General features: G+C 37.3%; 30 protein-coding genes and 1 pseudogene. 30 read left to right on the top strand and 1 reads right to left on the bottom strand.

Features of this window, described 5'->3' with window-relative positions; translation table 11 throughout:
- The 17 genes and pseudogenes from J7E85_RS23510 to J7E85_RS23440 form a co-directional block, all read left to right on the top strand.
- Positions 1-453, top strand: a 453-nt coding sequence (locus J7E85_RS23510; protein ID WP_483311340.1) for an alpha/beta fold hydrolase, incomplete at its 5' end; no start/stop codon positions are given.
- Between the two features lie 167 nt (positions 454-620).
- Positions 621-1,256, top strand: a complete 636-nt coding sequence (locus J7E85_RS23505) for a class I SAM-dependent methyltransferase (RefSeq protein WP_215162061.1) — start codon at positions 621-623, stop codon at positions 1,254-1,256.
- A gap of 195 nt (positions 1,257-1,451) precedes the next feature.
- The gene (locus J7E85_RS23500; protein ID WP_215162059.1) at positions 1,452-1,781 is read left to right on the top strand and encodes a hypothetical protein; all 330 of its coding nucleotides are present in this window, start codon (positions 1,452-1,454) and stop codon (positions 1,779-1,781) included.
- A 568-nt stretch (positions 1,782-2,349) separates the two neighbouring features.
- Positions 2,350-3,114 (top strand): P-loop NTPase family protein, encoded by a 765-nt coding sequence (locus J7E85_RS23495; protein ID WP_215162057.1) that lies wholly within the window; start codon positions 2,350-2,352, stop codon positions 3,112-3,114.
- 292 nt (positions 3,115-3,406) lie between these two features.
- Positions 3,407-3,979, top strand: coding sequence for a class I SAM-dependent methyltransferase (locus tag J7E85_RS23490; protein ID WP_215162055.1), 573 nt, complete (start codon positions 3,407-3,409; stop codon positions 3,977-3,979).
- A gap of 252 nt (positions 3,980-4,231) precedes the next feature.
- Positions 4,232-4,561 carry a DUF3024 domain-containing protein gene (locus J7E85_RS23485; protein WP_215162053.1) on the top strand — a complete coding sequence of 110 codons (330 nt, stop codon included), beginning with the start codon at positions 4,232-4,234 and terminating at the stop codon, positions 4,559-4,561.
- Between the two features lie 232 nt (positions 4,562-4,793).
- Entirely contained in the window at positions 4,794-5,369 is a 576-nt protein-coding gene (locus tag J7E85_RS23480) for a GNAT family N-acetyltransferase (protein ID WP_215162051.1), read from the top strand.
- 221 nt (positions 5,370-5,590) lie between these two features.
- Positions 5,591-6,028: a GNAT family N-acetyltransferase gene (locus J7E85_RS23475; RefSeq protein WP_215162050.1), complete on the top strand. Its 438-nt coding sequence runs from the start codon at positions 5,591-5,593 to the stop codon at positions 6,026-6,028.
- A 262-nt stretch (positions 6,029-6,290) separates the two neighbouring features.
- Positions 6,291-6,713 carry a hypothetical protein gene (locus tag J7E85_RS23470; protein WP_215162048.1) on the top strand — a complete coding sequence of 141 codons (423 nt, stop codon included), beginning with the start codon at positions 6,291-6,293 and terminating at the stop codon, positions 6,711-6,713.
- Between the two features lie 248 nt (positions 6,714-6,961).
- Positions 6,962-7,423 (top strand): annotated as a pseudogene (locus tag J7E85_RS34235) (NUDIX hydrolase); the annotation flags it as partial.
- Entirely contained in the window at positions 7,409-7,984 is a 576-nt protein-coding gene (locus J7E85_RS34230) for a nucleoside-triphosphatase (RefSeq protein ID WP_251035989.1), read from the top strand. The pseudogene J7E85_RS34235 and the gene J7E85_RS34230, both read left to right, overlap by 15 nt.
- A 93-nt stretch (positions 7,985-8,077) precedes the next feature.
- Positions 8,078-8,200 carry a hypothetical protein gene (locus J7E85_RS34650; protein ID WP_285228843.1) on the top strand — a complete coding sequence of 41 codons (123 nt, stop codon included), beginning with the start codon at positions 8,078-8,080 and terminating at the stop codon, positions 8,198-8,200.
- A 48-nt stretch (positions 8,201-8,248) separates the two neighbouring features.
- Positions 8,249-8,806, top strand: a complete 558-nt coding sequence (locus tag J7E85_RS23460) for a DUF4240 domain-containing protein (RefSeq protein ID WP_215162044.1) — start codon at positions 8,249-8,251, stop codon at positions 8,804-8,806.
- Between the two features lie 224 nt (positions 8,807-9,030).
- Positions 9,031-9,693, top strand: a complete 663-nt coding sequence (locus J7E85_RS23455) for a hypothetical protein (RefSeq protein WP_215162042.1) — start codon at positions 9,031-9,033, stop codon at positions 9,691-9,693.
- A gap of 165 nt (positions 9,694-9,858) precedes the next feature.
- Entirely contained in the window at positions 9,859-10,464 is a 606-nt protein-coding gene (locus tag J7E85_RS23450; RefSeq protein ID WP_215162040.1) for a hypothetical protein, read from the top strand.
- Positions 10,465-10,619: 155 nt separating this feature from the next.
- A complete protein-coding gene (locus J7E85_RS23445; RefSeq protein ID WP_215162038.1) occupies positions 10,620-11,246 on the top strand; it encodes a Type 1 glutamine amidotransferase-like domain-containing protein in 627 nt (208 codons plus the stop codon).
- Between the two features lie 194 nt (positions 11,247-11,440).
- Entirely contained in the window at positions 11,441-11,941 is a 501-nt protein-coding gene (locus tag J7E85_RS23440) for an NUDIX domain-containing protein (RefSeq protein WP_215162036.1), read from the top strand.
- 186 nt (positions 11,942-12,127) lie between these two features.
- On the opposite strand, the gene J7E85_RS34225 is transcribed toward J7E85_RS23440, so the two are convergent.
- Positions 12,128-12,385, bottom strand: coding sequence for a hypothetical protein (locus tag J7E85_RS34225; RefSeq protein ID WP_251035985.1), 258 nt, complete (start codon positions 12,383-12,385; stop codon positions 12,128-12,130).
- A gap of 171 nt (positions 12,386-12,556) precedes the next feature.
- On the opposite strand from J7E85_RS34225, the gene J7E85_RS23435 reads away from it, so the two are divergent.
- The 13 genes from J7E85_RS23435 to J7E85_RS23375 all read left to right on the top strand — a co-directional run bounded on the left by J7E85_RS23435 (position 12,557) and on the right by J7E85_RS23375 (position 24,531).
- A complete protein-coding gene (locus J7E85_RS23435) occupies positions 12,557-12,760 on the top strand; it encodes a helix-turn-helix domain-containing protein (RefSeq protein WP_054403319.1) in 204 nt (67 codons plus the stop codon).
- Between the two features lie 138 nt (positions 12,761-12,898).
- Positions 12,899-13,732 carry a phosphotransferase gene (locus tag J7E85_RS23430; protein WP_215162035.1) on the top strand — a complete coding sequence of 278 codons (834 nt, stop codon included), beginning with the start codon at positions 12,899-12,901 and terminating at the stop codon, positions 13,730-13,732.
- A gap of 233 nt (positions 13,733-13,965) precedes the next feature.
- On the top strand, positions 13,966-14,532 hold the full coding sequence (locus J7E85_RS23425) for a histidine phosphatase family protein (protein WP_215162033.1): 567 nt from the start codon (positions 13,966-13,968) through the stop codon (positions 14,530-14,532).
- A gap of 244 nt (positions 14,533-14,776) precedes the next feature.
- Positions 14,777-15,274 (top strand): NUDIX domain-containing protein, encoded by a 498-nt coding sequence (locus J7E85_RS23420; RefSeq protein ID WP_215162031.1) that lies wholly within the window; start codon positions 14,777-14,779, stop codon positions 15,272-15,274.
- Positions 15,275-15,926: 652 nt separating this feature from the next.
- Positions 15,927-16,214 (top strand): nucleotidyltransferase family protein, encoded by a 288-nt coding sequence (locus tag J7E85_RS23415; RefSeq protein ID WP_098743515.1) that lies wholly within the window; start codon positions 15,927-15,929, stop codon positions 16,212-16,214.
- A 20-nt stretch (positions 16,215-16,234) separates the two neighbouring features.
- Complete coding sequence (locus tag J7E85_RS23410) at positions 16,235-16,558, top strand: HepT-like ribonuclease domain-containing protein (protein ID WP_285228844.1); 324 nt, start codon at positions 16,235-16,237, stop codon at positions 16,556-16,558.
- Positions 16,559-16,739: 181 nt separating this feature from the next.
- A complete protein-coding gene (locus tag J7E85_RS23405) occupies positions 16,740-17,378 on the top strand; it encodes a DUF2971 domain-containing protein (RefSeq protein ID WP_215162027.1) in 639 nt (212 codons plus the stop codon).
- A 133-nt stretch (positions 17,379-17,511) separates the two neighbouring features.
- Positions 17,512-18,111 carry a DUF6155 family protein gene (locus J7E85_RS23400; protein WP_215162025.1) on the top strand — a complete coding sequence of 200 codons (600 nt, stop codon included), beginning with the start codon at positions 17,512-17,514 and terminating at the stop codon, positions 18,109-18,111.
- Between the two features lie 242 nt (positions 18,112-18,353).
- Positions 18,354-19,424 (top strand): CHAP domain-containing protein, encoded by a 1,071-nt coding sequence (locus tag J7E85_RS23395; protein ID WP_215162023.1) that lies wholly within the window; start codon positions 18,354-18,356, stop codon positions 19,422-19,424.
- Positions 19,425-19,665: 241 nt separating this feature from the next.
- A complete protein-coding gene (locus tag J7E85_RS23390; RefSeq protein ID WP_215162021.1) occupies positions 19,666-20,244 on the top strand; it encodes a hypothetical protein in 579 nt (192 codons plus the stop codon).
- A 270-nt stretch (positions 20,245-20,514) separates the two neighbouring features.
- Positions 20,515-21,036 (top strand): phosphotransferase-like protein, encoded by a 522-nt coding sequence (locus J7E85_RS23385; protein ID WP_215162019.1) that lies wholly within the window; start codon positions 20,515-20,517, stop codon positions 21,034-21,036.
- Between the two features lie 540 nt (positions 21,037-21,576).
- Positions 21,577-23,130 (top strand): PTS transporter subunit EIIC, encoded by a 1,554-nt coding sequence (locus J7E85_RS23380; RefSeq protein WP_215162017.1) that lies wholly within the window; start codon positions 21,577-21,579, stop codon positions 23,128-23,130.
- Positions 23,131-23,154: 24 nt separating this feature from the next.
- The gene (locus J7E85_RS23375; protein ID WP_215162015.1) at positions 23,155-24,531 is read left to right on the top strand and encodes a class-II fumarase/aspartase family protein; all 1,377 of its coding nucleotides are present in this window, start codon (positions 23,155-23,157) and stop codon (positions 24,529-24,531) included.
- The last annotated feature ends 137 nt before the right edge of the window (positions 24,532-24,668 follow it).

The raw sequence follows: 24,668 nt of genomic DNA, 5'->3' as shown, positions 1-24,668 counted from the left end.
TTAAGTTCAGCCTATATAGATCATTTTTATTTGTTTGGTTACTCAGGAGGTGTATCTTATGCTTTAGGTTATACAAGACTGTATTCAGAACGAATTGAAAAGTTAATTATTCAAGATTATCCACCTGAACATAAGGCCATGCCAGTCGAATGGGCACATGATTATATTGACAACTATATAATACCCTATAGAAGGATCAATAATATTAGGCCGGAAGCAGTATATGGAATTCAACGAGACTCGATACAAGAACAGATCACATTCGAATTTTCAAAACCAGTGCTTGTAATGCGTGGATTACAAAAGGATTCTCTATTATCCAATAAAGGATTAGAACAATACAAAAGACAATTTCCGGAAATTCAAATAGAAGAATTTAAAGAGAGTGGACATGATATAAGAAGAAATGAAAGATCAAAACTATATGAAACAATAAAGGGATTTTTAGATTAATCGAAGAAGAGATTCCGTCGTATAACATAATATTCAAGCTGCGGCTCCGAAGGAGCCTTGGTCTGCTGGTTTTGATTTCTTAGAAGCGTTTCAGCAGACACATCCGACTACGTCGGACGTCGTGAATACGTTGAACGTTAGACGACATTACTTGATTGGAGATTACTATGAAAAGCTTAAAGGAATATTGGAATCATTCATTTCAAAGACCAAACATGAAGCCCACCTATGATAATTGGCTTGATAAATATTCAAAAGAATTCAATGAAGCTAATATGCGGATTATTGATTTAGGATGTGGTATAGGGAATAACAGCCTTTATTTATCAGAGAGAGGATTTAATCCAATAGCATGTGATATCTCTGAGGAAGCACTGAGAAAACTTAAGGGATCAATTCCTGATTGTGCGACGCATTGCTTTGACATGAGTGAGGCGATACCCTTTGATAAAGGATCCATAGACATATTAATAGCGGATCTCAGTCTGCATTATTTTGATGAAGATACGACCAATAAAATAATAAATAACATACATAGTGCGTTAAATACGAAAGGACTATTGTTGTGTAGATTAAACTCGACAAAAGAAATAGTAAATAAAGGTGAAGTTCAACAAAGCCAGGACAAGTATCTATACAAGAATGAAGGGATTAATAGAAGATTCTTTGATCAGAGTGAGATAGAGCGGTTTTTCAGCAAAGATAAGTGGGAGTACATGTACATAGAAGAATATGAACTTTTAAGGTACCAGAATAAGAAGGTCATGTGGGAAATCGCTCTGAAGCCAAGTAACGTCTTCTAACATTATATTCACGCATCGGGCCATTCGGCCCTTGGTCCGCGAGAAGCATTTGGCTGTGGAGCTGATTCAACGGACACATCCGCACCGACTAACCGCATCGCGGCCGGCTGCTGACGCAGCCTTAAGTCGGTGGGACATCGTGAATACGAGAACGTTATCGGAAACCACTAAAAGAAAGATAGAGGCGATAAACATATGAAGTTTTATCATTTTATTATTTCAAAATGGTATAGGATACTGATTTTCTTATTGATTATTCTTTGTGTTGTACCTTTTCTTACGAATATATTAATGATAATTCCTAATCATTTAATAAAAGTTGATACAAGTAACATATGGATCGGATTTTTTGGGAGTTACTTTGGCGGAGTAATATCTGGCTTGTTTACGCTTATAGGTGTTCTAATGGCTATCAAGAGAGAACAGATGAATAAAACGCTAGATGACTTTGGAATCAAAGCGAGAATGTTAGACGAATTAATGCATGAAATAGATATAAATTTGCTATTGGGATTGAGAAATTAAACGATCCTCCTAACGATGTTGAATTCGTAGATTTAGAAACACAGTTTGACGCCATCATTTTTAATGAATTAAGAGAAACAAAAAAATTTTCTTCCGAAATTAACGCAGATGCCTACTACGTTATGCTTGATTTCCAAAAAAAATTGACTGATATTTATCGAGAACTTTATGACAAGGTTTTAAATTACGTCATGGATTCTGTAAACAATAAAAAAGTAATAGTAGATGAAGAATTCAGATCGTATTTTAATAGAGAACTAGTCGTTTTTCATAGTTCTGACTTTTATGATTTGCATAATGATGTAATTGTTCGATTAGATGCTATCAGAAAGAAATTAGAAGGTGACTTTAAAACAAGTTACGAAAAAAACAAATTGAAATAAGTAAAAATATCTAAAACCAAGTGGCATCCGATAACATAATATTCACGCTGCGGGCATACGCCCTTGGTCCGGCATATGCCGGACACCCAGCATGCGCTGGGTCGTGAATACGGGAACGTTAACTGAAAGTCAGCAAGAACAAAACCAAAACAAGAGGTAGTTTGTGATTGGGGGGCGTGTTTAAAGTGAAGAGTAATAGACTCATACTATTTGAAGGTATCCCCGGATCAGGGAAAACGACAACTGCACAGATATTACAACAATACATGATGTCTATTGGTATTGAAGCTAGTGTTTTTATTGAAGGGTCAGAGCATCCCATTGATCTTCCGTTTCACGCATATTTTCACAAGAACGAATTTGAAGAATTGCTACATAACTATCCAGAACAAGAGGAGTGGCTTAATAGGCACTCCATTATTGAGGAGGGGTATATCTTAATTCCATATAAAACTCCAGAACCAGAACCATTCCATGCTGAACTTATAGATTTCCTGGGTGCCAAAGAATTCTGTTATTCTGATAAACCTGTTGTATCATTCACTAATTTTAAAACTGTATTTGAACGTCGATTCGAGCGATACGCTGATATTGCAATGAATAACCAAGAAGTTATTATCCTAGAAAGTGCCCTGTTCCAACATCAAATTCATGATATCAATCGATTATATCCTGAAATAGCAGCCTCTGATATCAATGAGTACATCACAGGACTTGCAGAGATCCTTCGTCCTCTAAATCCAGTTTTATTTTATTTGTCACAGAACAGTGTCAGCGAGTCATTAGAACACACAACTCAAATACGATCAAAGCCTCATTGGTGGACTGCAGAAACAATTAAATATTATACAAACCGAAAATCGCTAGAATTAGACATTTTGAAGGATCTTCCCATCAAATCGATTATTATAGATACACAAAACATGATTGGGACAACGTGTTTAATATAATCAGTTCTTCATTAAATCTAAACATCGAAACTTTCAAAAAACAATAAGTCTATTGCCAGGGTATGTGAGTTGTCGAAGAAGTGCTGACCATCAGTTAACACTGTATTCACGCTTCAGGACATTCGTCCCTCGGTCCGGCAGAAGAGATTCGAAGAAGCTAAGCAGCCGGACACATTCAATCTCCTAAGATAAGAGCTATCTAAGGGGATTGAACGTCGTTAATACAAAAACGTTAGATGAAATCTCTGCAATATTTATTTTAAGTAATTCTAAGTAGAGAGGGTAAGAATCTATGATAAATATTTCTCATTTAGCATTAACAGAACCAATTAAAATCATTATAGGTGCTTCATCGCAGAACTATGAAGGATGGATACAAACACAAGAGGATGAACTGGATTTACTAAGATTAGAAGATTGGGAACAAAGTTTCAAAGATCGTAGAATTGAAGCAATACTATCAGAGCACGTTTGGGAGCATTTGACTTACGAAGAAGGAGTTCAAGCTGCAAAAATTTGTTACAAGTATTTGAATACGGGAGGTTATATTCGTTGTGCAGTTCCTGATGGATATTTTCCAAATGAAGAGTATCAGAACATAGTCAAGATTGGTGGGCCAGGACCACTAGATCACCAGGCAGCAAGTCATAAGATAGTACATAATTATAAGACTATAACTACTATGTTTGAGGAAGCAGGCTTTGAAGTAGAGTTATTAGAATATTGTGATGAAGATGGGGAGTTTTATTTTAAAGACTGGAATCCAGAGAATGGATTTATCTATAGGTCTAAGAGATTTGACCATCGAAACCAGAACGGAAATTTGGGATTTTCATCGTTAATTATTGATGCAAAAAAGAAATAATTGGATAGTATCTCGAAGAAGGCTGAGACATCATCTAACATAATATTCACGCTGCGGGGATTACCCCCTGAGGTCGTCCGATGTATAATCATGGAAGATAACTCTGACGACACACGAGCCGACCTAAGATAGGAGCTATCTAAGGCCGGCTCGCGTCGTGAATACGGGAACGTTATGAGAAATCAATGAATTCGATATTAGAAACACGTATAATAACGTCAAAGTATCTAAATTCAAGCAAGGAGTAATCTCATGGACGAATTTACGAAAACAAGAATAAGTAAAATCATGCATAATTATACAAGAGATAAAATACCAAAACATCTACAAAACCAAATTAGAATCAGTTACAAAATTAGAGGAAAGAATGTGACATTAATTGAGGAACGACCAGCATTCCGAGGCGATCAGTGGGTGCAAATGGCTATTGCTCAGTTTCGTAAAGATGAAGATCAGTGGAAGATTTATTGGAAAGATAGCAAGGGAAAATGGCACTATATAGATGATTTTAAACCGAATGAAAACTTTGAAAAACAATTGGAAATCGAAGATAAAGATGAAAGAGGAATGTTTTGGGGTTAGTCAGAGAAGGCATTGACATCTCATAACAAATTATCTACGCTTCGGGGGGCAAGCCCCCTTGATCTGCCTGAAGATAATTCGGAGAAGTTGGATCAGGCAGACAACCCTGCACCACCTAACCGCGCCGCGGCCGGGACTGACGTCCCTTAAGGTGGTGAGGGTTCGTAGATACAAGAACGTTATATGAAATCAGCGCAAACTAATAAAATTATCTATCTCAAATGGAGGAAGAATGAATAAAGCAGAAGCCTCATTACCTATACTGACTGATCGTCTAATGATAAGAAGACTTACGAGAGATGATTTCGAACATATTTACGCTCTTTGTTTACAAGCGTATACAAATGATTGGCCTTCAGGATGGAAAATGAATAAACAACAAGCTTCAGACTTTTTGGATTGGCAGATAAGTAAATACGAAACTTTTAATGTTGTATCTGATGCGGTTTATTTTGCAGTGGTAACAAGGGATGATTCTATTTTTGTAGGGCATTGTCATGTCGGAGTAATTGAGGAGCTCTCTGAAACTGAAATTGGCTATGGTATTTCCAAACATTTTAGAGGTTTTGGGTATGCCACTGAGGTTGCAATAGCCTTAACCCAATGGGCTCTCAACACATTTAATATTCACTATGTAATAGCGACAATTGTGGACGATAATCCCCACTCGTTAAAAGTGATTGAGAAAGCTGGTTTCATAAACTACGGAAAGAAACAACTCGGATCCGTGGGTGAACAAATGGAGTATAACTATTTTAGATATTACAATCCAAGTTATGAAAACAGATATCTGAATGTACCTCAATGAAGGCGATGACATCAAATAACACCATATTCACGCATCGGGGCATCCGCCCTCGGTCCGGCAGGGGAATTTCGGGAAGCGGTTACATCCGGACAACCCTGCACTGGCTAAGTCCGTCGGACCCGCGCTTGCGCGCTTAAGCCTTTCGGGTTCGTGAATACAACAACGTTATGCAAAATACTTGCAATGCTTGATAATACCACAATTTAAAAGGATCAATAAATATGATAAGAAGAGCAGAACAATCAGATCTTGTTCAAATAGCACAATTGTCTCTCGAGTGGGAGCAAGAAGATATCACTTATGGACTTGTTGCTAATACAAATGAAACATTAAATAGCTATTTAGGTGGCTATTTCTGGGTAGTGAGTGATGGAAATAGAATAATCGGATATGCTTATGGTCAATTGAAAAGCAACCCCGGTTTCTCTGTATTTGATAAAGATGAACAAAAGTATTTTGAATTAGAAGAAATCTATATTGTTAGAGAGTATCGAGGAAGAGGTAAAGGAAAAACTTTAATCCAGACAATAATTGACGAACTTGAACAAGATGGAATCAAAAGAATATTAGTAAGTTCGGCAAACAAAAACTGGAAGGAAGTATTTGAATACTATTTAAAGAATGGATTTAATATGTGGACAATAACAATGACAAGATAAGTTAGCATTTTCAAGATGGCAAGTGCTTCGAATAACATTATATTCACGCAGCGGGCCAGCTGACGCTGCCCCTAGGTCCGCCCGAGGCATTCCGAGAAGTTGAGTCAGGCGGACACACCTGGGAGGCTAACTGCGCAAGCGCAGCCGGACCGGGCCGATCCGGAATCGGATTGACCTAAGGAATCCTTAAGCCTCTCGGCGTCGTTAATACGGTAACGTTATATGAAATAGCTGCAAATAATTTAAGAAAGGATAAGCATACATGATAAAAATTATTTCAAGATACATAACAAAGAAAGTTATAAAAAACGAACGCAATAAAAACTCAGATCTGTCATATGATAAGGAATTATTAAACCATTACAGAAGTTTTAGTGAGGAAAAACTTAAAATAACAAAAGTGAGTTACCAAGCTGCAATTGAACTATATAAAAATAATCAGTACATAGGGATTATTTTTTCATTTATTTTTTCAGTGGCTACTATTTTAATGAAGTCGGCACGTGATAAATTCACGTGGCTTCCTTTTTTTCTCTTGTACTGTGTTCCTTTGTTTGGAGCTCTTTTATTCTTTATTAATGTATCTTTTAAATTACTTATTAGAAATATGCTACTAGGATTAGTTGAGATCGCATTAGAAGAGAAAACTACAAAAAAATTAAACAACCTTAAATTTAGAAAGTAAGGCTAAGAAGGCAACTACATCATCTAACATAGTATTCACGCTTTGGTCCATTCGGTCCTCGGTCCGTCAGAGGCATTTCGATGAAGTAGATTCAGGCGGACAACCTTGCGAACCTAACCGCATCGCGGTCGGCTCCTCCGGAGCCTTAAGGTTCTCGGTTCGTGAGTACCAGACCGTTATAGGAAATCAGCGCAAACCCTCAATGTTAAACTTCAGAATACACAATCTTTGATCGGTGGTGTTTGACAATGCAAGAACAGTCAAAACATTTAGTTGCTGTATCTGCATTTGTTCAGAATAAGATGGGGCATGTATTGATGGTTCGAACACATTTACGAGCTGATACTTGGGAATTGCCGGGAGGATTTGTTGATGCTGGGGAGTCATTAGAACTAGCGGTGTGTCGTGAATTCCTTGAAGAAACCGGAGTTGTCATCCGCCCCATCGGAGTGTCCGGCGTCTACTATAATGAAAGACTTCACGTATTGTCTGTGGTTTTTAATGCGGACTATGTGAGCGGTGAAATAACAATTCAACCCGAAGAGATACTTGATGCGAAGTTTTTACACTTGGATGAAACTACAATGGATGAATACATTAAACGGCCTCATTTAAAATCTCGCATTTTAGATACGCTACGTGTGGCACGCTCTGTTCCCTATGAGACGTGGAATTTGAATCCACCTGACTATAAGTTGTTGTCAAGAATAGACGGGGAACAGCAGAGCTCTAAAAGAGTATTTTTGCTCACGGGAAAGCCAAGAGCAGGGAAGTCAACTTTGATAAAAAAACTTATAAATGAGATTGGATCAGAAACTTGGGGTGGATTTTACACTGAGGAAATAACTAATTCAATTAATGAGCGAATTGGTTTCAGATGCGTATCCGTTGATGGAGAGAGTGTGGAAATTGCGCATGTAGAGAGTCCCAGTCAAACTCGAATTGGAAGATACGGAATCGATATAGAAAAATTCGAAAAATTTGCTTTGAGAGTATTACAAGAGGCCATGACATTTAAAAAGATTATTGTAATTGATGAAATTGGATTCCTGCAGATGTTATCCTTATCTTTCCAAAGAAAAGTACAAGAAATCATTTATGATAATCGAATTGTTTTAGGGACAGTTCCGCTAGATAGTCATCCGGGAATTGACAAAATCAAATATAACAAGGAAGTACAGCTAGTAAGTATTAATGAATCTACACGTGATATGATAACTGAATTATTAGTGAAGGATATTTTGAAAGCTTTAGATTCAAATACATTGTAAGGATCTCGAAGAAGGCGCTGACATCATATAACACCATATTCATGCATCGGGCATTCGCCCTTGGTCCGGCACGAAGTTAGATGAGGATTCGGAGTGGCATTTCAGTTTTCGAGGAAGCAGATTCAGCCGGACACATCCGCACCGACTAACCGCATCGCGGCCGCTCCCGTTGGTCGCTTAAGTCGGTGGGACGTCGTGGATACGGGAACGTTATAAGAAATCCCCGCAAAGAGAAATAAAATAATATAAAAGGTGGTTTATTCAATGAATAATAATAACTTTTGGGAATTGATAAATCGTTCCAAAGAACATGGTGAAGAACAGGTAGAATGGTTAACCAATGAATTAACTAAACAAAAAACTGATGAGATCTTTAATTTTGAAATAGAGTTTAGGAACAAGATGGATCAGTCTTATACACCTTCATTATGGGGAGCTGCTTTCGTAATAATGGGGGGGTGTTCCGATGATGGAATTGACTACTTCAGAGGTTGGTTAATTTCTAGAGGAGAAGAACTATTCAATAAGGCATTAAAGAATCCTGAATATTTGGCTGAATATTTCACGGAAGATAATTTACAAGAAGATGTATTTGCACCCCAATTGGAAGAGATATTATCAGTGGCATCAGATGCCTACACTTATCAAAATACCGGTGAAATTGAGTATGACGACGAAATTAATACAAAGTTTTTAGATGAATTAGAAGCCAGAGGATATAAATTTGAACCAATAGAAATTGAATTAGATTGGGAAGAAGAAGACCTTGAGGAAAGATATCCATTATTATGGGGAAAATTCGGAGAAAACCCACTTACATAGGTAACCCTTAGAAGGCGGGTACATCTTATAACACCGTATTCACACATCGGGCCGTCCGGCCCTCGGTCCGGCAGGGGGATTTCGGGGAAGTGGAGTCAACCGGACAACCCTGCACTGGCTAAGTCCGTCGGACCCGGGGCATACGCCCCTTAAGCCAGTGAGGGTTCGTGAATACAAAGACGTTATATGAAAGTTGCAATAAACCAAATACTGGAGATGAAAAGATGACAGTAACTGAAAAAATAGTTAAAAGATTTGAAGAGTTATTAAACTTAGGACAACAAGTAATGAATACTCGAAAAAGTCCTGGATCAAACGTTATTGGTGATGATAGAGTGGATGCGGAAATAGCTTCTCAATGGGCAACAAGTACTCAAAATTTAATAGAACGAGTATTCGGAAAAGATAGCGTTCACTTAAAAAATATCAATAAAATTGCGGAAAAGTACGTTACATACTCTCCAGCGGTTAGAATCCTTGGTATTTTGAAAGCAGCAAAAGATGATTTTGAACATGATTTCCTGTTTGACTTGAAAACAATAATAGAAGCTGAAGTGTTTGATGATTTTCTTGAGCAGTCCGAGTATTTATTAGAAGCGGGATACTTTCAACCTGCTGCAGTTATTACTGGCTGCATATTAGAAGATGGGTTAAGGAAACTATGTGATCGTCATCAAATTGAGATTGATGCCAAACCAAAATTAGATAAAATGAATGCTGATTTGGCAAAGGAAGGTATATACAATAAATTAACGCACAAACAAATAACCGCATTTGCTGATTTAAGAAATAAAGCGGCTCACGGTAATTGGAGTGAATTTACACAAGATGATGTAAGAGCGTTTATTGGCTGGGTAAGGCTTTTTATGCAAGGGCATTTTAGTTAGAAATCTCGAGGAAGTTGCAACCTTCATATAACATAATATTCAAGCTGCGGCTCCTTTGGAGCCTGGGTCAGGGGGATGGATTTCGAAGAGGGATTTCAGCAGACAACCCCTTACGGGGTTCATGAATACAAAACGTTATCGGAAATTCCTTAAAGGAGTGAAATGATGGAAAAACTAATGAAAAATGTGATTTATTCATCAATACAAAACTTTTTTCAGAACGAAAATGACTTTTTTAAATATACAAGTCAGACAGGTATGACAGAATGGAATTTAACCCACCACTTATGTAATGAACTTAGTAAATATATTTTCTGGCTTAACAATGAATTAGATGTAACAAAACTAAACTATAATCGAAATATTATTTTTCACAAACGGGTGAGCAATCGTTTTAATTTGCTAGTTGTAGAAGCTAAAAAAGACCATAATGCTAAATATAGCGATATAGAAAAAATTGAAAATCATTGGATGAGTGGAACCCTTAGCTACCGATTTGGAGCATACATTAATATTTGGGATATTCACGAGTTTGAAGCGATTCTAATAGTGAAAGAACTTAATGGATTTAAAGAAATAAAAATCAGTGAAGATAATAGTGAATACATATCACTTCACATATTAGAAGAACAATTTAAGCAGCATATTAGAAATGTTTTACACGAAGTAGACAAAGATTCAAAGCATGAATTCTTAGAAAAACCTTTGGAAGAAAAACTGGATCATGAAATTTTGAAGGTATTTTCATTAGAAAACCGGAACATCCGATAACATAATATTCACGCATAGGACATTCGTCCTCGGTCTGGCATCCGCCAGACACCCAGCATACGCTGGGTCGTGAATACAGGAACGTTAGCAGAAATCAGGGGAATGCTTAATTAAATTATAAAGATTAGATAAACTATTTAAGGACGGGGATTTCAATGAGCAGCTTGTTACTAACCTCTTGTGGTTTTTATACTGAAGATATTAAAAATCAATTTCTGGATTTTATTGATAGAGATATTTCTCAATTAAAGGTCTCTATTATTACAACAGCATCCCCTATGAAAGAAAATAATAGATATGCACAAAGGGCAATGCAAGATTTCAAGGACATGGGGTTTCAGCATATTAATTTTGTAGATATAGAATTTGATGACCCGCAAATTCTCATACATAGAGATGTTATATATATCAATGGTGGAAATCCATTTACATTATTGTATTACGCTAAGAAAAGTGGTGCTGATGAAATTATTAAAACACTGGCCGCACAGAATGTAATTATAATTGGAGTAAGTGCTGGAGCGTTAGTACTGGGGCCGAATATTAACATTGTCGATTTCTTTACTCCACAGATGAACACAATGGATTTAACGGATTTTAAGGCATTAGGTGTAACCGACAAGCTTATTTTTCCTCACTATGATAGAGAGGACGTATTTAAAGATCGTACTAATAAAACAATTGAAGAGAGAATAGTAGAATTTGAATCCAATGAGAACTGTAAGGTGACAAGGCTTAAAGAGGAAGAATATATCTCAATCTTAATGAACCAAGCACATTGAAAGTCGTAAATTCATTGCAAGTAGCTCGAAGAAGCCCCTGACATCTGCTAACATCGTATTCACGCTGCGGACATTCGTCCTTGGTCCGGCATTCGCCGGACACCCAGCATGCGCTGGGTCATGAATACAGGAACGTTATACGAAAACTTGCTAACCCCTATTAAAAACCAACAATTTTAGAAGGAGACTTCAAAATGAAAAAGCAAGAACAACCACAAAAGTACCACGTGCTGGCTCGAGGAGTCATATTAACCGATAACCATCTTTTCGTTGCCCATTGTATAGGAATGGATAACACATTTTTACCAGGAGGACATGTTGAGTTTCATGAAAGTATTAGAACCTCTTTGTATAGAGAGATAAATGAAGAACTTGGTTTAATAAGTGAAGTCGGGCCGTACATAGGAGCAGTAGAAGCTGAACACGAAGATGAAGGAACATATCATCAAGAGATAAATCATGTTTTTATTACTAAATTAGAAAACGCAGATTATAGAGAGAATCCAGAATCAAAAGAGAGCCATTTAGAATTTTATTGGATACCCATAAATGAGATGGACCGACATAACCTTCTTCCTCAACCAATGAGAAAGATTATTGAAAACTATATAAATAATATTGAAGGGCCTTTTTTTCGAAAGTACATTCGAAGAGGTTTAGTGAGGTTTTTCGATGAAGAGCAAGTCTTCGTATAACACAACATTCACGCTGCGGGCTACGCCCTTGGTCTGCTGAAGATAATACGGAGAAGTGGATTCAGGCAGACAACTCCTTCGAGGCTAAGTCTTCGACCCAGTCGCTACTCTCCTTTAAGCCTCTCGGGTTCGTGAATGCTGAAACGTTATACGACAGACTCAAATGAAAAGAGAGCCGTTTGGCTCTCAATTAGATGATATATTTAATTCATTATGTAATTGAAGAGCATCCTTAAACCCCTGTAAATAGATTTCTCGTTCTAATATTGTATGAACAGAAAGGTCTGCGTCATCGTAAAGAAATAGAGTTTTATGCATATCCTTAGGTAAAAGCTCATGTAACTGTTGATTATAGATGGAGTTGTTTTTGAGAAGGTCGCTATATAAAGCTTCAATTCGATTACGAATCAACGAATCCAGTAAAACTTCTAAAGAATTGTGCATGGATGATCACCGTCCGTTATGTTTTATTTTACGAACAAAAATTTAACTTGTTGAACATTATTTTATCATAATGAAATTTATAGTCAAGACATATCAAAGTTATTTTTGATTAAGGAAATATACTTTCATATAATTAAAGAAAAATTCAATTCGGATATGAAGGGGTACCAGATGATAAGTTATAAACCATTTCAAAAATTATTGATTGACAGGGAGATTAAGAAACAAGATTTATTAAAAATGACGGGGATTTCATCGGCAACGATGGCAAAGCTCAATACGAATGAGTATGTATCGTTAGAAGTAATTGATAAATTATGTACGGCATTGGAATGCCAGCCTGGAGATCTATTGGAGCATATAGCAGATCAATGATGGGATGAGAATATCTGCTGGTTACTCAAAGATGAGATTCCGTCGTATAACATAATATTCAAGCAGCGGCTCCTTCGGAGCCTTAGTCTGCGGATGGATTTCGAGGAGGAATTTCAGCAGACAACTCCTTTGGGGTTCATGAATACAAGAACGTTATCTGAAAGTGCACGAAGTACAAGAAAGGATGAAATCATGAATATTCAGGATGTACCAATTGAGATAATTGAACAAATTGGAAAGGTCCAGAAAATTACTTTTCCTCGACAAGGTCATACTTCTATCGTGGCTATACTGGATACGTCAAATAAAAAGTACATAATCAAGAAGACGGAAAACGATCTATACAATGAGTGGCTATCAGAAGAATACAAAGTACTTCAATATCTTTACCATACGGGACTACCGGTTCCAAAAGCATATTCATATCATGTCAAGAATAAATCAAGATGGGTTTTAATGGATTATATTGAGGGGATAAGTTTGAGAGAATTTCTATCGAGAGAGCCTGATCTCAAAGATAAAGAAAAAGCTATTTCTAACTTTGGACTTTGTTTAAAGAAATTACATGAATGCCCTTGCCCAATTGAATTGCAGAAGCATGATACTCTTTGGATAGATACAATACTTAGTAAAGCTGAATATAATCTAACTCACTATGAAGTAGACGGATCAGAGGAACTACTTAAACGGTTGAAAGAAGTAAGACCCAACCCAATAGATAACACTTTGATTCATGGCGATTATACAATAGATAATGTACTAGTTAATGAATGCAACGTAGTTGGAGTTATTGATTGGTCAGGAGCTGCTTACGGTGATCCAAGATATGATGTAGCATTAGCAATCAGGCCGAAACATAATGCTTTCGATAATGAAAGAGATAAAGAAATATTCTTTAACGCATATGGAAAGTTAAGAATAACTGATGAAGAATATCACTATTTCGAAGACGGAATATATAATTTCTTTTAGTATCGCTTCGAAGCGTGCTCCATCAGATAACAATATGTTCACGCTTGGGCCATTAGGCCCTCGGTCCGCCCGAGGGGGTTCGGGGAAGTGGATTCAGGCGGACATATCCGCACCGACTAAGCGCATTGCGCCCGGCGACTTCGTCGCCTTAAGTCGGTGGGACATCGTGAATACAAGAACGTTATGTGAAATCACAGTGTGACACTTAATGAAAGCATATAAAGGAGGCTTGTATGAAGACAATTATCTATATGGTTAGGCATGGAGAATCACCATACAATGAAGGAAATGAAAGAACAAGAGGGCTTACCCCAAAAGGAAAGATCGATATTGAAAAAGTAACGAAGTTACTTATAGGTGAAGGAATAGACATGATTATATCAAGTCCCTATACTCGAGCAATTCTTAGTGTTGAGGGATTGGCCGAGCACTTAAAGTTAGATATTAAAGTATTTGAAGATCTTAGAGAACGACATTTTGCATCTTATATTATTGAAAATGCAGAGTTAATGTCTAGTATCAGAGAGAGTTTTAATAACCCTGATTATACCTTGCCGGGTGGAGAGTCTAATGCTGATAGTCAGAAAAGAGCAACCTCAGTTCTAAAACCCATATTAAAAGAGCACAGAGGGAAGAAAATAGCAATTGGGACTCATGGTCTTGTAATGACTTTGATGATGAATCATTTTGATTCAGCTTTTGGCTTGGAGTTTTTGAATCAATTAAAGAAACCAGATATTTATAAAATGCAATTCGAGGACTTAGAATTAGAAGAAGTAACAAGAATGTGGAATGATTAGATTTCCTAAGGTTTATCGAAGAGGACTGTGACATCACATAACAGAGTATTCACGCTGCGGGGGACAAGCCCCCCTTGGTCTGCCCGAAGCAATTCGGTGAAGTATGAGCAGGCAGACAACCCTGCGAGGCTAAGTGGCTAACCACCCAGTCGCATACGCTCCTTTAAGCCTCTCGGGTTCGTGAATACAAGAACGTTATGTGAAAGTGATGCAATAATTAGTTTGACGGAGAGGGGTATTCGAAATGATTAGAAATACAGTTCGTGCATTAATTATACAGGATGAAATGTTACTCACCATTAAGAAAGAGCGACCAGATGTAGGTGTCTATTATGCTTTACCTGGTGGGGCTCAAGAGCTAGATGAAACTTTGGAACAGACTTTAAAGCGTGAATGCTTAGAAGAACTTGGGGTGGATCTACTAGACTGCAAGTTAGTGTGCGTCAGAGAATACATATCTAAAAACCACGAATACTCAAATATTATGAAGGAAGTACATGCTGTAGATTTTATATACGAATGTAACATTAATCCAATTAGCAACCAGTTAAGTAGTTCTCAGGCTGATGTCGGACAAATCGGAATAGAATGGTTACCTATTAATGAAATATTACAAGCAATAACGCAGTCGAATGAACTGTTAAAACCGTATAAATTCCCAAGAGTAACTGAATATTTCATCAAGGAATATTTTATAGATCAAATAACGGAACCATATAGAGGCGAAATCTTTGTGAGTTAATCAAAGTAGGCATCACCATCACATAACAACGTGTTCCAGCTTCGCGGCTGTCGCCGCTCGGTCTGCCCGATGGATTTCGAAGGCGAATCAGGCAGACACATCGATTCCCCTAAGATAAGAGCTATCTAAGGGGAACCGACGTCAGGAACACAAGAACGTTAACTGAAATCAACGGGATTGTATTGAATGCAGTTTAATGAAGTAGATTGAAGAACGATGGTTTGAAGATCTTTCAATGAAGCAGTTGAAGAGCAGTGTTTTGAAGGCAATTCGGTGAAGTAGATTGAAGAGCAGTGTTTTGAAGGTGATTCAGTGGAGTAGGTTGAAGGACGGTGTTTGAAGGCGATTCAGTGAAGTAGGTTGGAAGACTGTTTTGAGGTATTTCGAAGAGGTCGTTGACATCAGTTAACACCGTTTTCCTGCTGCGTCGCGTTCGCTCCTTGGTCTGCCCGAGGGTTTTCGAAGAAGTTGAGCAGGCAGACAACCCTGCGAAGCTAGGCGGCAGAGCCACCCAGTCGCTACGCTCCTTTAAGCCTCTCGGGCTCAGGAACACGAAAACGTTAAGTGAAATCTCCCGTAAGACACTAGGAACCAAAAATAACTCTTTAGGTTATAATGAAAGCATAATAATGATTCAGAGGAGGGAAGTTCATTGAAGCGAGAAGATATTGAAAATAAATTGAGATCCGAAAAGCATTATTTGAAGGAACATTTTTATGTCGAGAAGATCGGGCTATTTGGTTCCTTTGCTCGTGATGAACAGACAGAAAACAGTGATATTGATTTGTTAGTTGAATTTTCTCGTCCTGTTGGCTTTGAATTCCTGGAGCTGAAGCATTATTTGGAGACTATATTTAACCGCCACGTTGATCTTGTTACTCCTAATGCCATTAAACCTTATATGAAGGATGAAATACTTAGTGAGGTACAATATCAGTGAAACGGCCAATAAATTCATTAATGGACATTTTAGAGTCAATTCATCGGATAGAATCGTATCTCTTGAACGTTGAGTATGAGGACTTTTTATCAAATCAAATGCTTTTGGATGCAGTAGTACGAAATCTAGAAATAATTGGAGAAGCGGCTAGAAACATTAATGATGAAATAAAGAAAAAGTATCAGGAAGTTCCATGGAGGAATATGATTGGGCTAAGGAACATCTTGATTCATGAATACTTTGGTATTGATGAAAGCATCATTTGGGAAGTATCTACAAGAAATTTGCAAGAAATAAAACCAATAATTATGAAAGCTATTCAGGAAGTGGGAGACTTCACTTAACATAATATTCACGCTGCGATACCTTGCGGTCTCTTGGTTGTCAGATGAACAATCGAAGAAGATGCTCAGACAACAAACGACCCAGCCTAAGATAAGAGCTATCTAAGGCTGGGTCGTTTCGTGAATACGAGGACGTTAAGTGAAAGTAATGTAAAAACACTATAAAGAAAGACGTGATTGAATGCCTTATACAATAGATCAATGGAATAACAGGATTAGCGGGAAAACAGACCTCACGACTTATATTACTCATCTAACTAGAGCAACAGGTGATTTGAAGACAGGTCAAGTCTTAATGAAAATATTAAAGGATGGAAAAATTATTGGGAGTAAACCCGGTTCCCCAGGATTTATTGTGGGAGATAACCCCGCAGTTTGTTTTCAGGATACCCCTCCAGTTTCTCTAGTTCAAAATATACTACATGAGCAAGGTTATAGAGAAAAGCAAGTAGAAAGCGGTATGCCTAAGGAAAAAATAAAAGTTCGTTACTTGCCGGCAGGTATAGCATTTAGAAAAATCTATGCATATGAAAAAGGTGTTCGTCCTGCTATATATGAACAAACAGAAATAGCAAAGAAAATGTTACCCAAGGATGAACATTGGAGAATTGTTAATTTTAACTTAAGTGATAGATCAAATATTATTGACTGGACTCACGAGAGAGAATGGAGGGTCAAAGGTGATTTTCAATTTGATATATCAGAGGCGGTACTACTAGTTTCTAATGAGAAAGCTTATAAATGGTTTGTGAATAACGATAAAGACGATTTGTTGAAGAAAATTGCAGGAATTGTTTGTCTAAGACCAATTATTTTTTGATTTTAAGGTATCACTTAGAAGACATTACCATCGCTTAACATTATATTCACGCATCGAGCATACGCCCTCAGTCCGGCAGAGGGATTTCAGGGAAGCAAAAGCGGCCGGACACACCTGGCATCCGCCAGGCGTGGTGAATACGAGAACGTTATGTGAAAGATTTGAAATACAATTAAGCGAGGGTACTATGATGTCAAAATTAAAAATAAACGATCTAAAAAAATACTTAAAACTACTTGATAGGCAGCAACTCGAGAAAGAGATTATTTCTATAGTTAAAACACATTCAGAAATACAGGACTACTATTTTGCTAAGCTTAATCCTGATAATGAAGATTTGCTGGAAAAATATAAAAAAATAGTAAAAAAAGAATTTAATCCAAGAAGTAGAGAAATTTTGAGATATCCAGTTATTAAGAAAGCTATTCAAGATTTTAGCAAGTTAACTACGAATCAAGAGCAAGTTATAGATATAATGTTATTCACAGTAGATTGTGGTATAAATTTTACTAATACTTTTGGGGACATAGATCAGAAATTTTATCACACAATAGCAAGCATATATGATCAAGCAGTTACAATAATAGTCAAACATGAAAAAGATAATTATATAGAATGGTGCCATAAGCTCATGGTTTCCAGTCAGGACATTGGATGGGGATTTGGCTTTGATATGAGCGATATATACAATGAAGCATTTGGGCATCTCGAAGAAGACAGATCCATCACATAACACTGTATCTACGCTGCTGGCTTTGCCCTTGGTTCGCGAGAAGATTTATGCAAAGAAGTGAATCAGCGAACAACCCTGCGAGGCTAAGTCCTTCAGACCCGTTCGCTGACGCTCTCTTAAGCCTCTCGGGTTCGTAGATACAAGAACGTTATCGGAAATCAATACATATTATCAAATCGTATCTGAAGTGCATTACAGGTAGTTTAGTTCAGCATTACCAAGTCAAGAAAGCAGGGATGGTCTTGGGGAATTTGAAATCACGGGTAGAAAGTATTCGTATACTTGTTAATGAAATGATATCTAGTATGGACAGTACGCTAAAAAAACAGGAAGCTTCTGTTCGACTGTATGGGGTATCATCTATTGCATCAATAATTGCAATGAAAAGAGGGATCGAACCGGAAATTGCTGCAGTCGCAGGTTTACTTCATTACTTTTACCATTATAAAACCGGCATTATTCATTACCCTGGAATCAATAGCGCTGAGGCGGTTAGGCCAATCATAAGAGATCTAGGTATTTTCTCAAAGGAAGAGCAGCTTGTTATTTTGCGAGCAATATTTTATCAGGATCAGAGGGAACAAACTCATAGTCTATATGATGAATTAATCAAGGATGCCATTGTGTTGCATAAGTTTTTGCAGAATATGGATCAAACCGTGCCTCATCTGGATATAAAGAGACTTTTAAATTTGCTGGACGAATTTTCAATCGAAGCTGCTTGCGTAAAGGAAGAAATTATAACCCACGGTAATTTTCCTAACGTCATTAAAGACAAACGTCAGTTATTGGCTGATATTTCGGAAAATCTTGCTAAGCAGAAGATTATGGGCATTCCGGGTGACAAACGATATCGGGAAATTTGCCAGTATTGGCCTGATCCCGATATCTATAAAGTACTTAAGAATAATTGGGGCGCTGCATTTGTTTATCATTGCTGTATGTCATCTGGATTTCTGTTTCCTATACGTTATCCGAATGGAAATCATCGTTTAGCGGGGGTAGGTGCGATATTGGAATGGGCGAAACTGCCTGAGACTGGATTTTTTTATTATGACGGTCAGGGAGACTTTGTACCTGAACGCGGCGATATTGTAGTCTACGAAGGACTTTTATCTGATAATCCGCATGATCATATAGGAATTGTGATTTCGTGCGAAGAGCATGAGATTCTAGTTGCTGAAGGCAATAAAGATAATGAGAATTATTCTAGTATTTTTCGAAGGAATAGAAAACACTGTATTCTTGGCTATATCCGTATTGATAATGAATACCAATTTAATTTCAATGCTATCTACAACCCTACTCTTTAGCTGCTATTGTGATATTCATTAATCTTATGCTAGCTGGATCGAAGAAGGTATTGACATCCGATAACATTATATTCACGCATCGGGCATACGCCCTTGGTCCGGCATTGAGGGAGTTCGGGGAAGCAGGAGCAGCCGGACACCCCGGCATTCGTCGGGGGGCGTGAATACAGTGAACGTTATAGGAAATCGGCGCAAGAACAAAAAAATACTTTTTTTAGTTTCTTGAAAGCAGGCGATAACTTTGAACATTGATTTCATCATTCTTCACGGATCACCTGGGAATGGAAAGACAACATTATCTCGGAAATTGCATAATCATTTTAAATCACCTTATTTTGAATTTGGTTGGATTCCGGAATTTCGTTCTTTAACACCGTCAGTGCAAATCACTCAAAGACATGAAGAACAATTGGCTTTTGAGAATTTGATACTGGTTGCTAAAAACTATAATCGACATGGGTTTAAGAATGTTGTAATTACAGATCTGGATGACGTTCGAATGCTGGATATTCCTATTGTATTTGAAGGATACAACTATATTATTTTTACACTTTACAGTGATGAAGACGAAGTGATTAAACAGAGAATTCTAAACAGAAATAATGGGAATAGTTATCTTGATTGGGAAAAATCCATAAAAACGAATTCTCTTATTAGGGGGAGGAATACTCTTCCAAATGAATATCGAATATTGAATTCAAAGAATGATGTTGAAACCACATTTCAAGAACTTTTGAATTATATAGAATGTCATGTTCCGTCACGATCAAATAATATTGAGTTAAGTAGGAATGATTTTTATAGCTATATTAAAGATTGATGGAACGTGCTTTGCAGGTATCTCGAAGAAGGCACTGACATCCTATAACAATGCGTTCACACATCGGCGAACAAGCCGCCTCGGTCGCCAGAAAATAAGTCGAGGAAGTAGATTCAGGCGACACATCCGCACCACCTAACCGCATCGCGACCGCTCACTATCGTTCGCTTAAGGTGGTGGGACGTCGTGAACACGAAACGTTATCTGAAACCCCCGAAATCTTATAAAACATAAGAGAGAGTATAAAACATACAAAGGAAGTTGAGCAATTTGGGTAAAGGGAAAATTATATTTTTGAATGGCGTAACAAGTTCAGGTAAAACTTCAATTGTAGAAGCTATGCAATCTTACTCTAAACTATTTTTTTATGTAGTTGCCAATGATCTTTTTGAAAATACGATTGGTGATAAACATCTGCAGACAGATTACTGGAAGTATTTAAGTGAAGCAATAATTATAATGTATCACACAGCAAAATTATTTTCGGATAGTGGAAAGCATGTATTAATCGATGGGATACTAGTTGAAAGGCCAGAGTTAAAACCACATTATGATAAAGTCAAAGAGATTTTTAATGGGTATCCTCTGGAGATAGTCGAGGTGTATTGTCCTCTAGAGCTTTGTCGTAAGCGAAATATAGAACGTGGTGATAGAAGAGAAGAACAATCAGATGAGCAAAATAAAATTATGTCACTAAACATTCATTATAGCTGCTCAGTGGACACGAGTTTGAATACACCAGAAGAATGTGCAGAAATTATTATTACATCATTGATTCAAAAAGAACGATAAACAATCGTAGAAGAATATTATTGAAGTGACTCAAGAAGTCAGGGGCATCGGATAACAACGTGTTCCAGCTTCGCGCCATTCGCCACTTGGTCTGCCCGAGGAGATTTCAAGGAAGTGGCTTCAGGCAGACACATCGATCCCCCTAAGATAAGAGCTATCTAAGGGGGATCGATGTCGTGAATACAAGAACGTTATACGACAGGGTCTAAATAAAAAGAAAAGAGCCCAAAGGCTTTTATATATGTAATTCATTGAAGAGATGTAATTCATTGAAGAGATGTAATTCATATTTTAAACAGCACAGCCTACAGATCAGAGTTATGGCCACGTAAATCGTGGCTATTTTTATCTCGGATAACAAGTTTACTAAAAATAATAATTGTCAGTTGGAAAGATCTAGGGTGTGTTTTCAAACCTAAGCAAGCTAATGACCTAGGTCAATTAATCTTACCTATGTAATGAAGAAATAATCGAAAGCGCTTTCACCTCCTGTACTTCATTGATAAGATGAACGTGTACATAATCAGCAAGGAGGGTATCATGAAAAAGAAAAAATGGAGTGACTCAATTCAAAAGTTTGGACGAACGCTGCTTTTGCCAATTGGTGTACTAGCGCCTGTTGGGATGATATTGGGAATAAGCGGTGCACTCGTTCAACCGTATATGATTGAAAGGTTTGCTTTTTTAGGTAATGATGCGGTAAATACTACTCTTACTAGTATTCGAACGATTGCCAGTGCCATCTTTAACAATATTCCCTTATTATTTGCGATGGGTGTCGCCTATGGTATGAGTAAAAGAGATAAAGGTATTTCCGTTTTTGCCGCAACAGTTGGATACTTAACATTAATTATCACGATGAATGTATGGCTTACTGTAACAGGTAAGATGGCAGATCCAGAAGTAATGACGCAATTTGGACAAATTAATGTTTTAGGGATGCAGACAATGAATATTAGTGCCGCAGGAGGAATCCTTACAGGATTAATTGCTGCTTGGGCTACGGATCGTTTTTATAATTTAGAGCTTCCCACTGCTTTTGCTTTCTTTTCAGGAAAGAAATCGGTACCGATTATTACAATAGGCATCATGATTGGTGCCGGCTTTATTCTTCCATTTATTTGGTCATTTTTTGTCGGTTTATTAATGCATCTTTCAGTCGTTTTTCTAAGCAGTATGGGACCATTTTTTACAGCCGCAGGTGAAAGGCTTTTCATCCCATTTGGACTTCACCATGTATGGAACGTTCTGTTTAGATTTACGGAAGCTGGTGGCAGTTATGTCATCAATGGGGAAACGTATGTTGGTGTTGTACCAGCAATGACTGAGGTTCTCTTTAATCAAGGACCGAACAGTGAATATTGGGGACTAATGCCAAAACTTTCGAGATTTATGGCGCAACAACAGATGTTGGTTACGTTATTCTTATTTCCAGCGATTGCTGCTGCGATGTATAAAGCTTCTCATAAGGAAAATAGGGCTGTTGTTAAGTCCATGTTAATTACAATGGTGTTAACAGCAATATTGGGAAATGTAACGGAACCATTAGAGTTTACTTTTGTATTTTTAGCACCGTTATTATATATTGTTTACGCTTGTATCGTAGGGATTGGAGCAGTATTATTGTCGTTCGCAGGTGTTGCCATTGGCTACATCCGCGGTACTATTTTTGACTTCGCTATTTTCGGATTATTATATGAACGTTCAAATTGGATTTTCTTAGTACTTATTGGAACGATATTAGCAGTTATCACTTATTTCATTTTTTATTGGGCAATTATTAAGTTTGATATCAAGACTCCTGGTAGAGAAGAACAGCAAAACCTTGATAACACATTAATCAGAGAGAAACGTTACGGTGAAATTGCGGAAATTCTTATTCAAGCCTTAGGAGGAAAAGCGAATATTACAAACGTAGACAACTGTATTACCCGATTGCGGATTGATTTAGCAGATGTCAGTGCAGTAAACAAAGATGAATTACAAACATCAGGCTGTACAGGATTTTTCTTCCCATCAGCTAAACATATCCATATTGTATATGGGCCGCAAGTTGAGTTTGTGAAAAATGCAGTCGATGAAAAATTAAGATAGCTATCCATGCTTGGAGGTATTTATATGAGAGCATTATATGATTCCAAAAGTAAAACAATGGATGATCGGGGAATTAAACAGCTTTTTTTGCAAGAAGAAAAATATAAAACATGGCTATTATTCGAAGCAGCCTTAGCACAAGCGCAGGCAGAAGCCGGTATTATCCCTGCGTCAGCAGCTAAAGATATTAAAGAGGCGGCTAAAACAGAAAATATTGATTTTGAAGAAATGGATTGCATTTATAGAAAAATTGGACATGGCTTTGTCCCTTTCTTAAAAGTTTTAGTAAAAGCATGTCCTGGGGATAGTGGCAAGTATGTACACTATGGGATTACAACGCAAAACATCCAACAAAGTTCCCAACTTTATATGGTGAAAAATGTTCATAAAAAGTTTATGCAATTAATAGGTGAAATCCTTGAAAACCTTGGGAAATTGGCATTAGATAATAAAGATGCTGTTATGCCTGGCCGTACACATGGCCGTCATGCAATACCGATCACTTACGGCTATAAAGTATCTGTTTGGATTAGTGATTTGATTGCTTGCTACGAGCGCATGGTTGAAGCGGAAAAAAGGGTCTTTAAAATTATGATGGGCGGTGCGGTTGGAACCTTCAGTTCGATGCCAGAAGTAGGAATAGACGTGCAAAAACGAGTGGCTGAACTCGTAGGAATGTATCCAATGGAAGTCCCTTCAAGAAATATTAGTACACATAAAATTGAATACATGATGAATTTGTCTCTTTTAGCTAATGTTTGTCATAAAATGGCGGAAGAAGTATATAGTACAACTTTAGAGGAAATTGCAGAGGTTTCTGAAGGCTTTAGCAAAGGGACAGTTGGCAGCAGTACGATGCCGCATAAAATTAATCCTAAATTAGCAAAAGGCATCATTGCCAATTCACAAAAACTATATTCTTTACCTGGTGTAGGAATGTATTCAGCTGTACGCCCTTATGAAGGCGACAGCAGCTCATATATGCTTTTTGATGGTATTTTAGAAGAAGCTTTAGAATTAACAACCGAGGTTTTATTGCGCTGTGAAGAATTAACACGGACGATCGTTGTTCATAACGAGCGTTTGCTTCATAATGTCATGCGCAACAAAGGCTTAGATAATAGTGAGTATGTGATGATGAAATTATCTAAAAAACTAGGCAAAGATAAAGCACATTCATTAATGTATGAAATTGCAATGAAAACTGCAGCCGAAGGTGAAGATTTCTATACAAATCTGCGAGCTAATGAACAGATTGCCAGTGAATTTTCAGAAGATGAAGTAAAAGAAATGATTGATCCTAGAAATTATATTGGCTTATCCGTTAAATTGGCAGAATTAGAAGCTGGTAGAGCGACAGAGACAGCCCAAACTATTTTTGAAAAATATAAAGAGGAATGATAAAGGCTGAGTGTTCCTAAAATATACGCGAGAGAAGAAAAAGGTGTTTTTTCTTCTCTCGTTTTTTGTGCAAGATAGATTTCAATAGGCTTGTAATACCAATGATTTACACCATAGCTAGTTGCTATTTTAATTTG

The sequence above is a fragment of the Paenibacillus sp. ISL-20 genome, from assembly GCF_018613005.1.
Lineage (GTDB): Bacteria > Bacillota > Bacilli > Paenibacillales > Paenibacillaceae > Paenibacillus_AQ.
Note: the sequence above shows the minus strand (reverse complement) of the source record. Positions and strands in the feature narration are given on the sequence as shown.

Bases quoted from the DNA above. Each gene is read 5' to 3' on its own strand.
- J7E85_RS23505 (WP_215162061.1), top strand. From the start codon at position 621: ATGAAAAGCTTAAAGGAATATTGGAATCATTCATTTCAAAGACCAAAC.
- J7E85_RS23500 (WP_215162059.1), top strand. From the start codon at position 1,452: ATGAAGTTTTATCATTTTATTATTTCAAAATGGTATAGGATACTGATT.
- J7E85_RS23490 (WP_215162055.1), top strand. From the start codon at position 3,407: ATGATAAATATTTCTCATTTAGCATTAACAGAACCAATTAAAATCATT.
- J7E85_RS23485 (WP_215162053.1), top strand. From the start codon at position 4,232: ATGGACGAATTTACGAAAACAAGAATAAGTAAAATCATGCATAATTAT.
- J7E85_RS23480 (WP_215162051.1), top strand. From the start codon at position 4,794: ATGAATAAAGCAGAAGCCTCATTACCTATACTGACTGATCGTCTAATG.
- J7E85_RS23475 (WP_215162050.1), top strand. From the start codon at position 5,591: ATGATAAGAAGAGCAGAACAATCAGATCTTGTTCAAATAGCACAATTG.
- J7E85_RS23470 (WP_215162048.1), top strand. From the start codon at position 6,291: ATGATAAAAATTATTTCAAGATACATAACAAAGAAAGTTATAAAAAAC.
- J7E85_RS23460 (WP_215162044.1), top strand. From the start codon at position 8,249: ATGAATAATAATAACTTTTGGGAATTGATAAATCGTTCCAAAGAACAT.
- J7E85_RS23455 (WP_215162042.1), top strand. From the start codon at position 9,031: ATGACAGTAACTGAAAAAATAGTTAAAAGATTTGAAGAGTTATTAAAC.
- J7E85_RS23450 (WP_215162040.1), top strand. From the start codon at position 9,859: ATGGAAAAACTAATGAAAAATGTGATTTATTCATCAATACAAAACTTT.
- J7E85_RS23445 (WP_215162038.1), top strand. From the start codon at position 10,620: ATGAGCAGCTTGTTACTAACCTCTTGTGGTTTTTATACTGAAGATATT.
- J7E85_RS23440 (WP_215162036.1), top strand. From the start codon at position 11,441: ATGAAAAAGCAAGAACAACCACAAAAGTACCACGTGCTGGCTCGAGGA.
- J7E85_RS34225 (WP_251035985.1), bottom strand. From the start codon at position 12,385: ATGCACAATTCTTTAGAAGTTTTACTGGATTCGTTGATTCGTAATCGA.
- J7E85_RS23435 (WP_054403319.1), top strand. From the start codon at position 12,557: ATGATAAGTTATAAACCATTTCAAAAATTATTGATTGACAGGGAGATT.
- J7E85_RS23430 (WP_215162035.1), top strand. From the start codon at position 12,899: ATGAATACAAGAACGTTATCTGAAAGTGCACGAAGTACAAGAAAGGAT.
- J7E85_RS23425 (WP_215162033.1), top strand. From the start codon at position 13,966: ATGAAGACAATTATCTATATGGTTAGGCATGGAGAATCACCATACAAT.
- J7E85_RS23420 (WP_215162031.1), top strand. From the start codon at position 14,777: ATGATTAGAAATACAGTTCGTGCATTAATTATACAGGATGAAATGTTA.
- J7E85_RS23410 (WP_285228844.1), top strand. From the start codon at position 16,235: ATGGACATTTTAGAGTCAATTCATCGGATAGAATCGTATCTCTTGAAC.
- J7E85_RS23405 (WP_215162027.1), top strand. From the start codon at position 16,740: ATGCCTTATACAATAGATCAATGGAATAACAGGATTAGCGGGAAAACA.
- J7E85_RS23380 (WP_215162017.1), top strand. From the start codon at position 21,577: ATGAAAAAGAAAAAATGGAGTGACTCAATTCAAAAGTTTGGACGAACG.
- J7E85_RS23375 (WP_215162015.1), top strand. From the start codon at position 23,155: ATGAGAGCATTATATGATTCCAAAAGTAAAACAATGGATGATCGGGGA.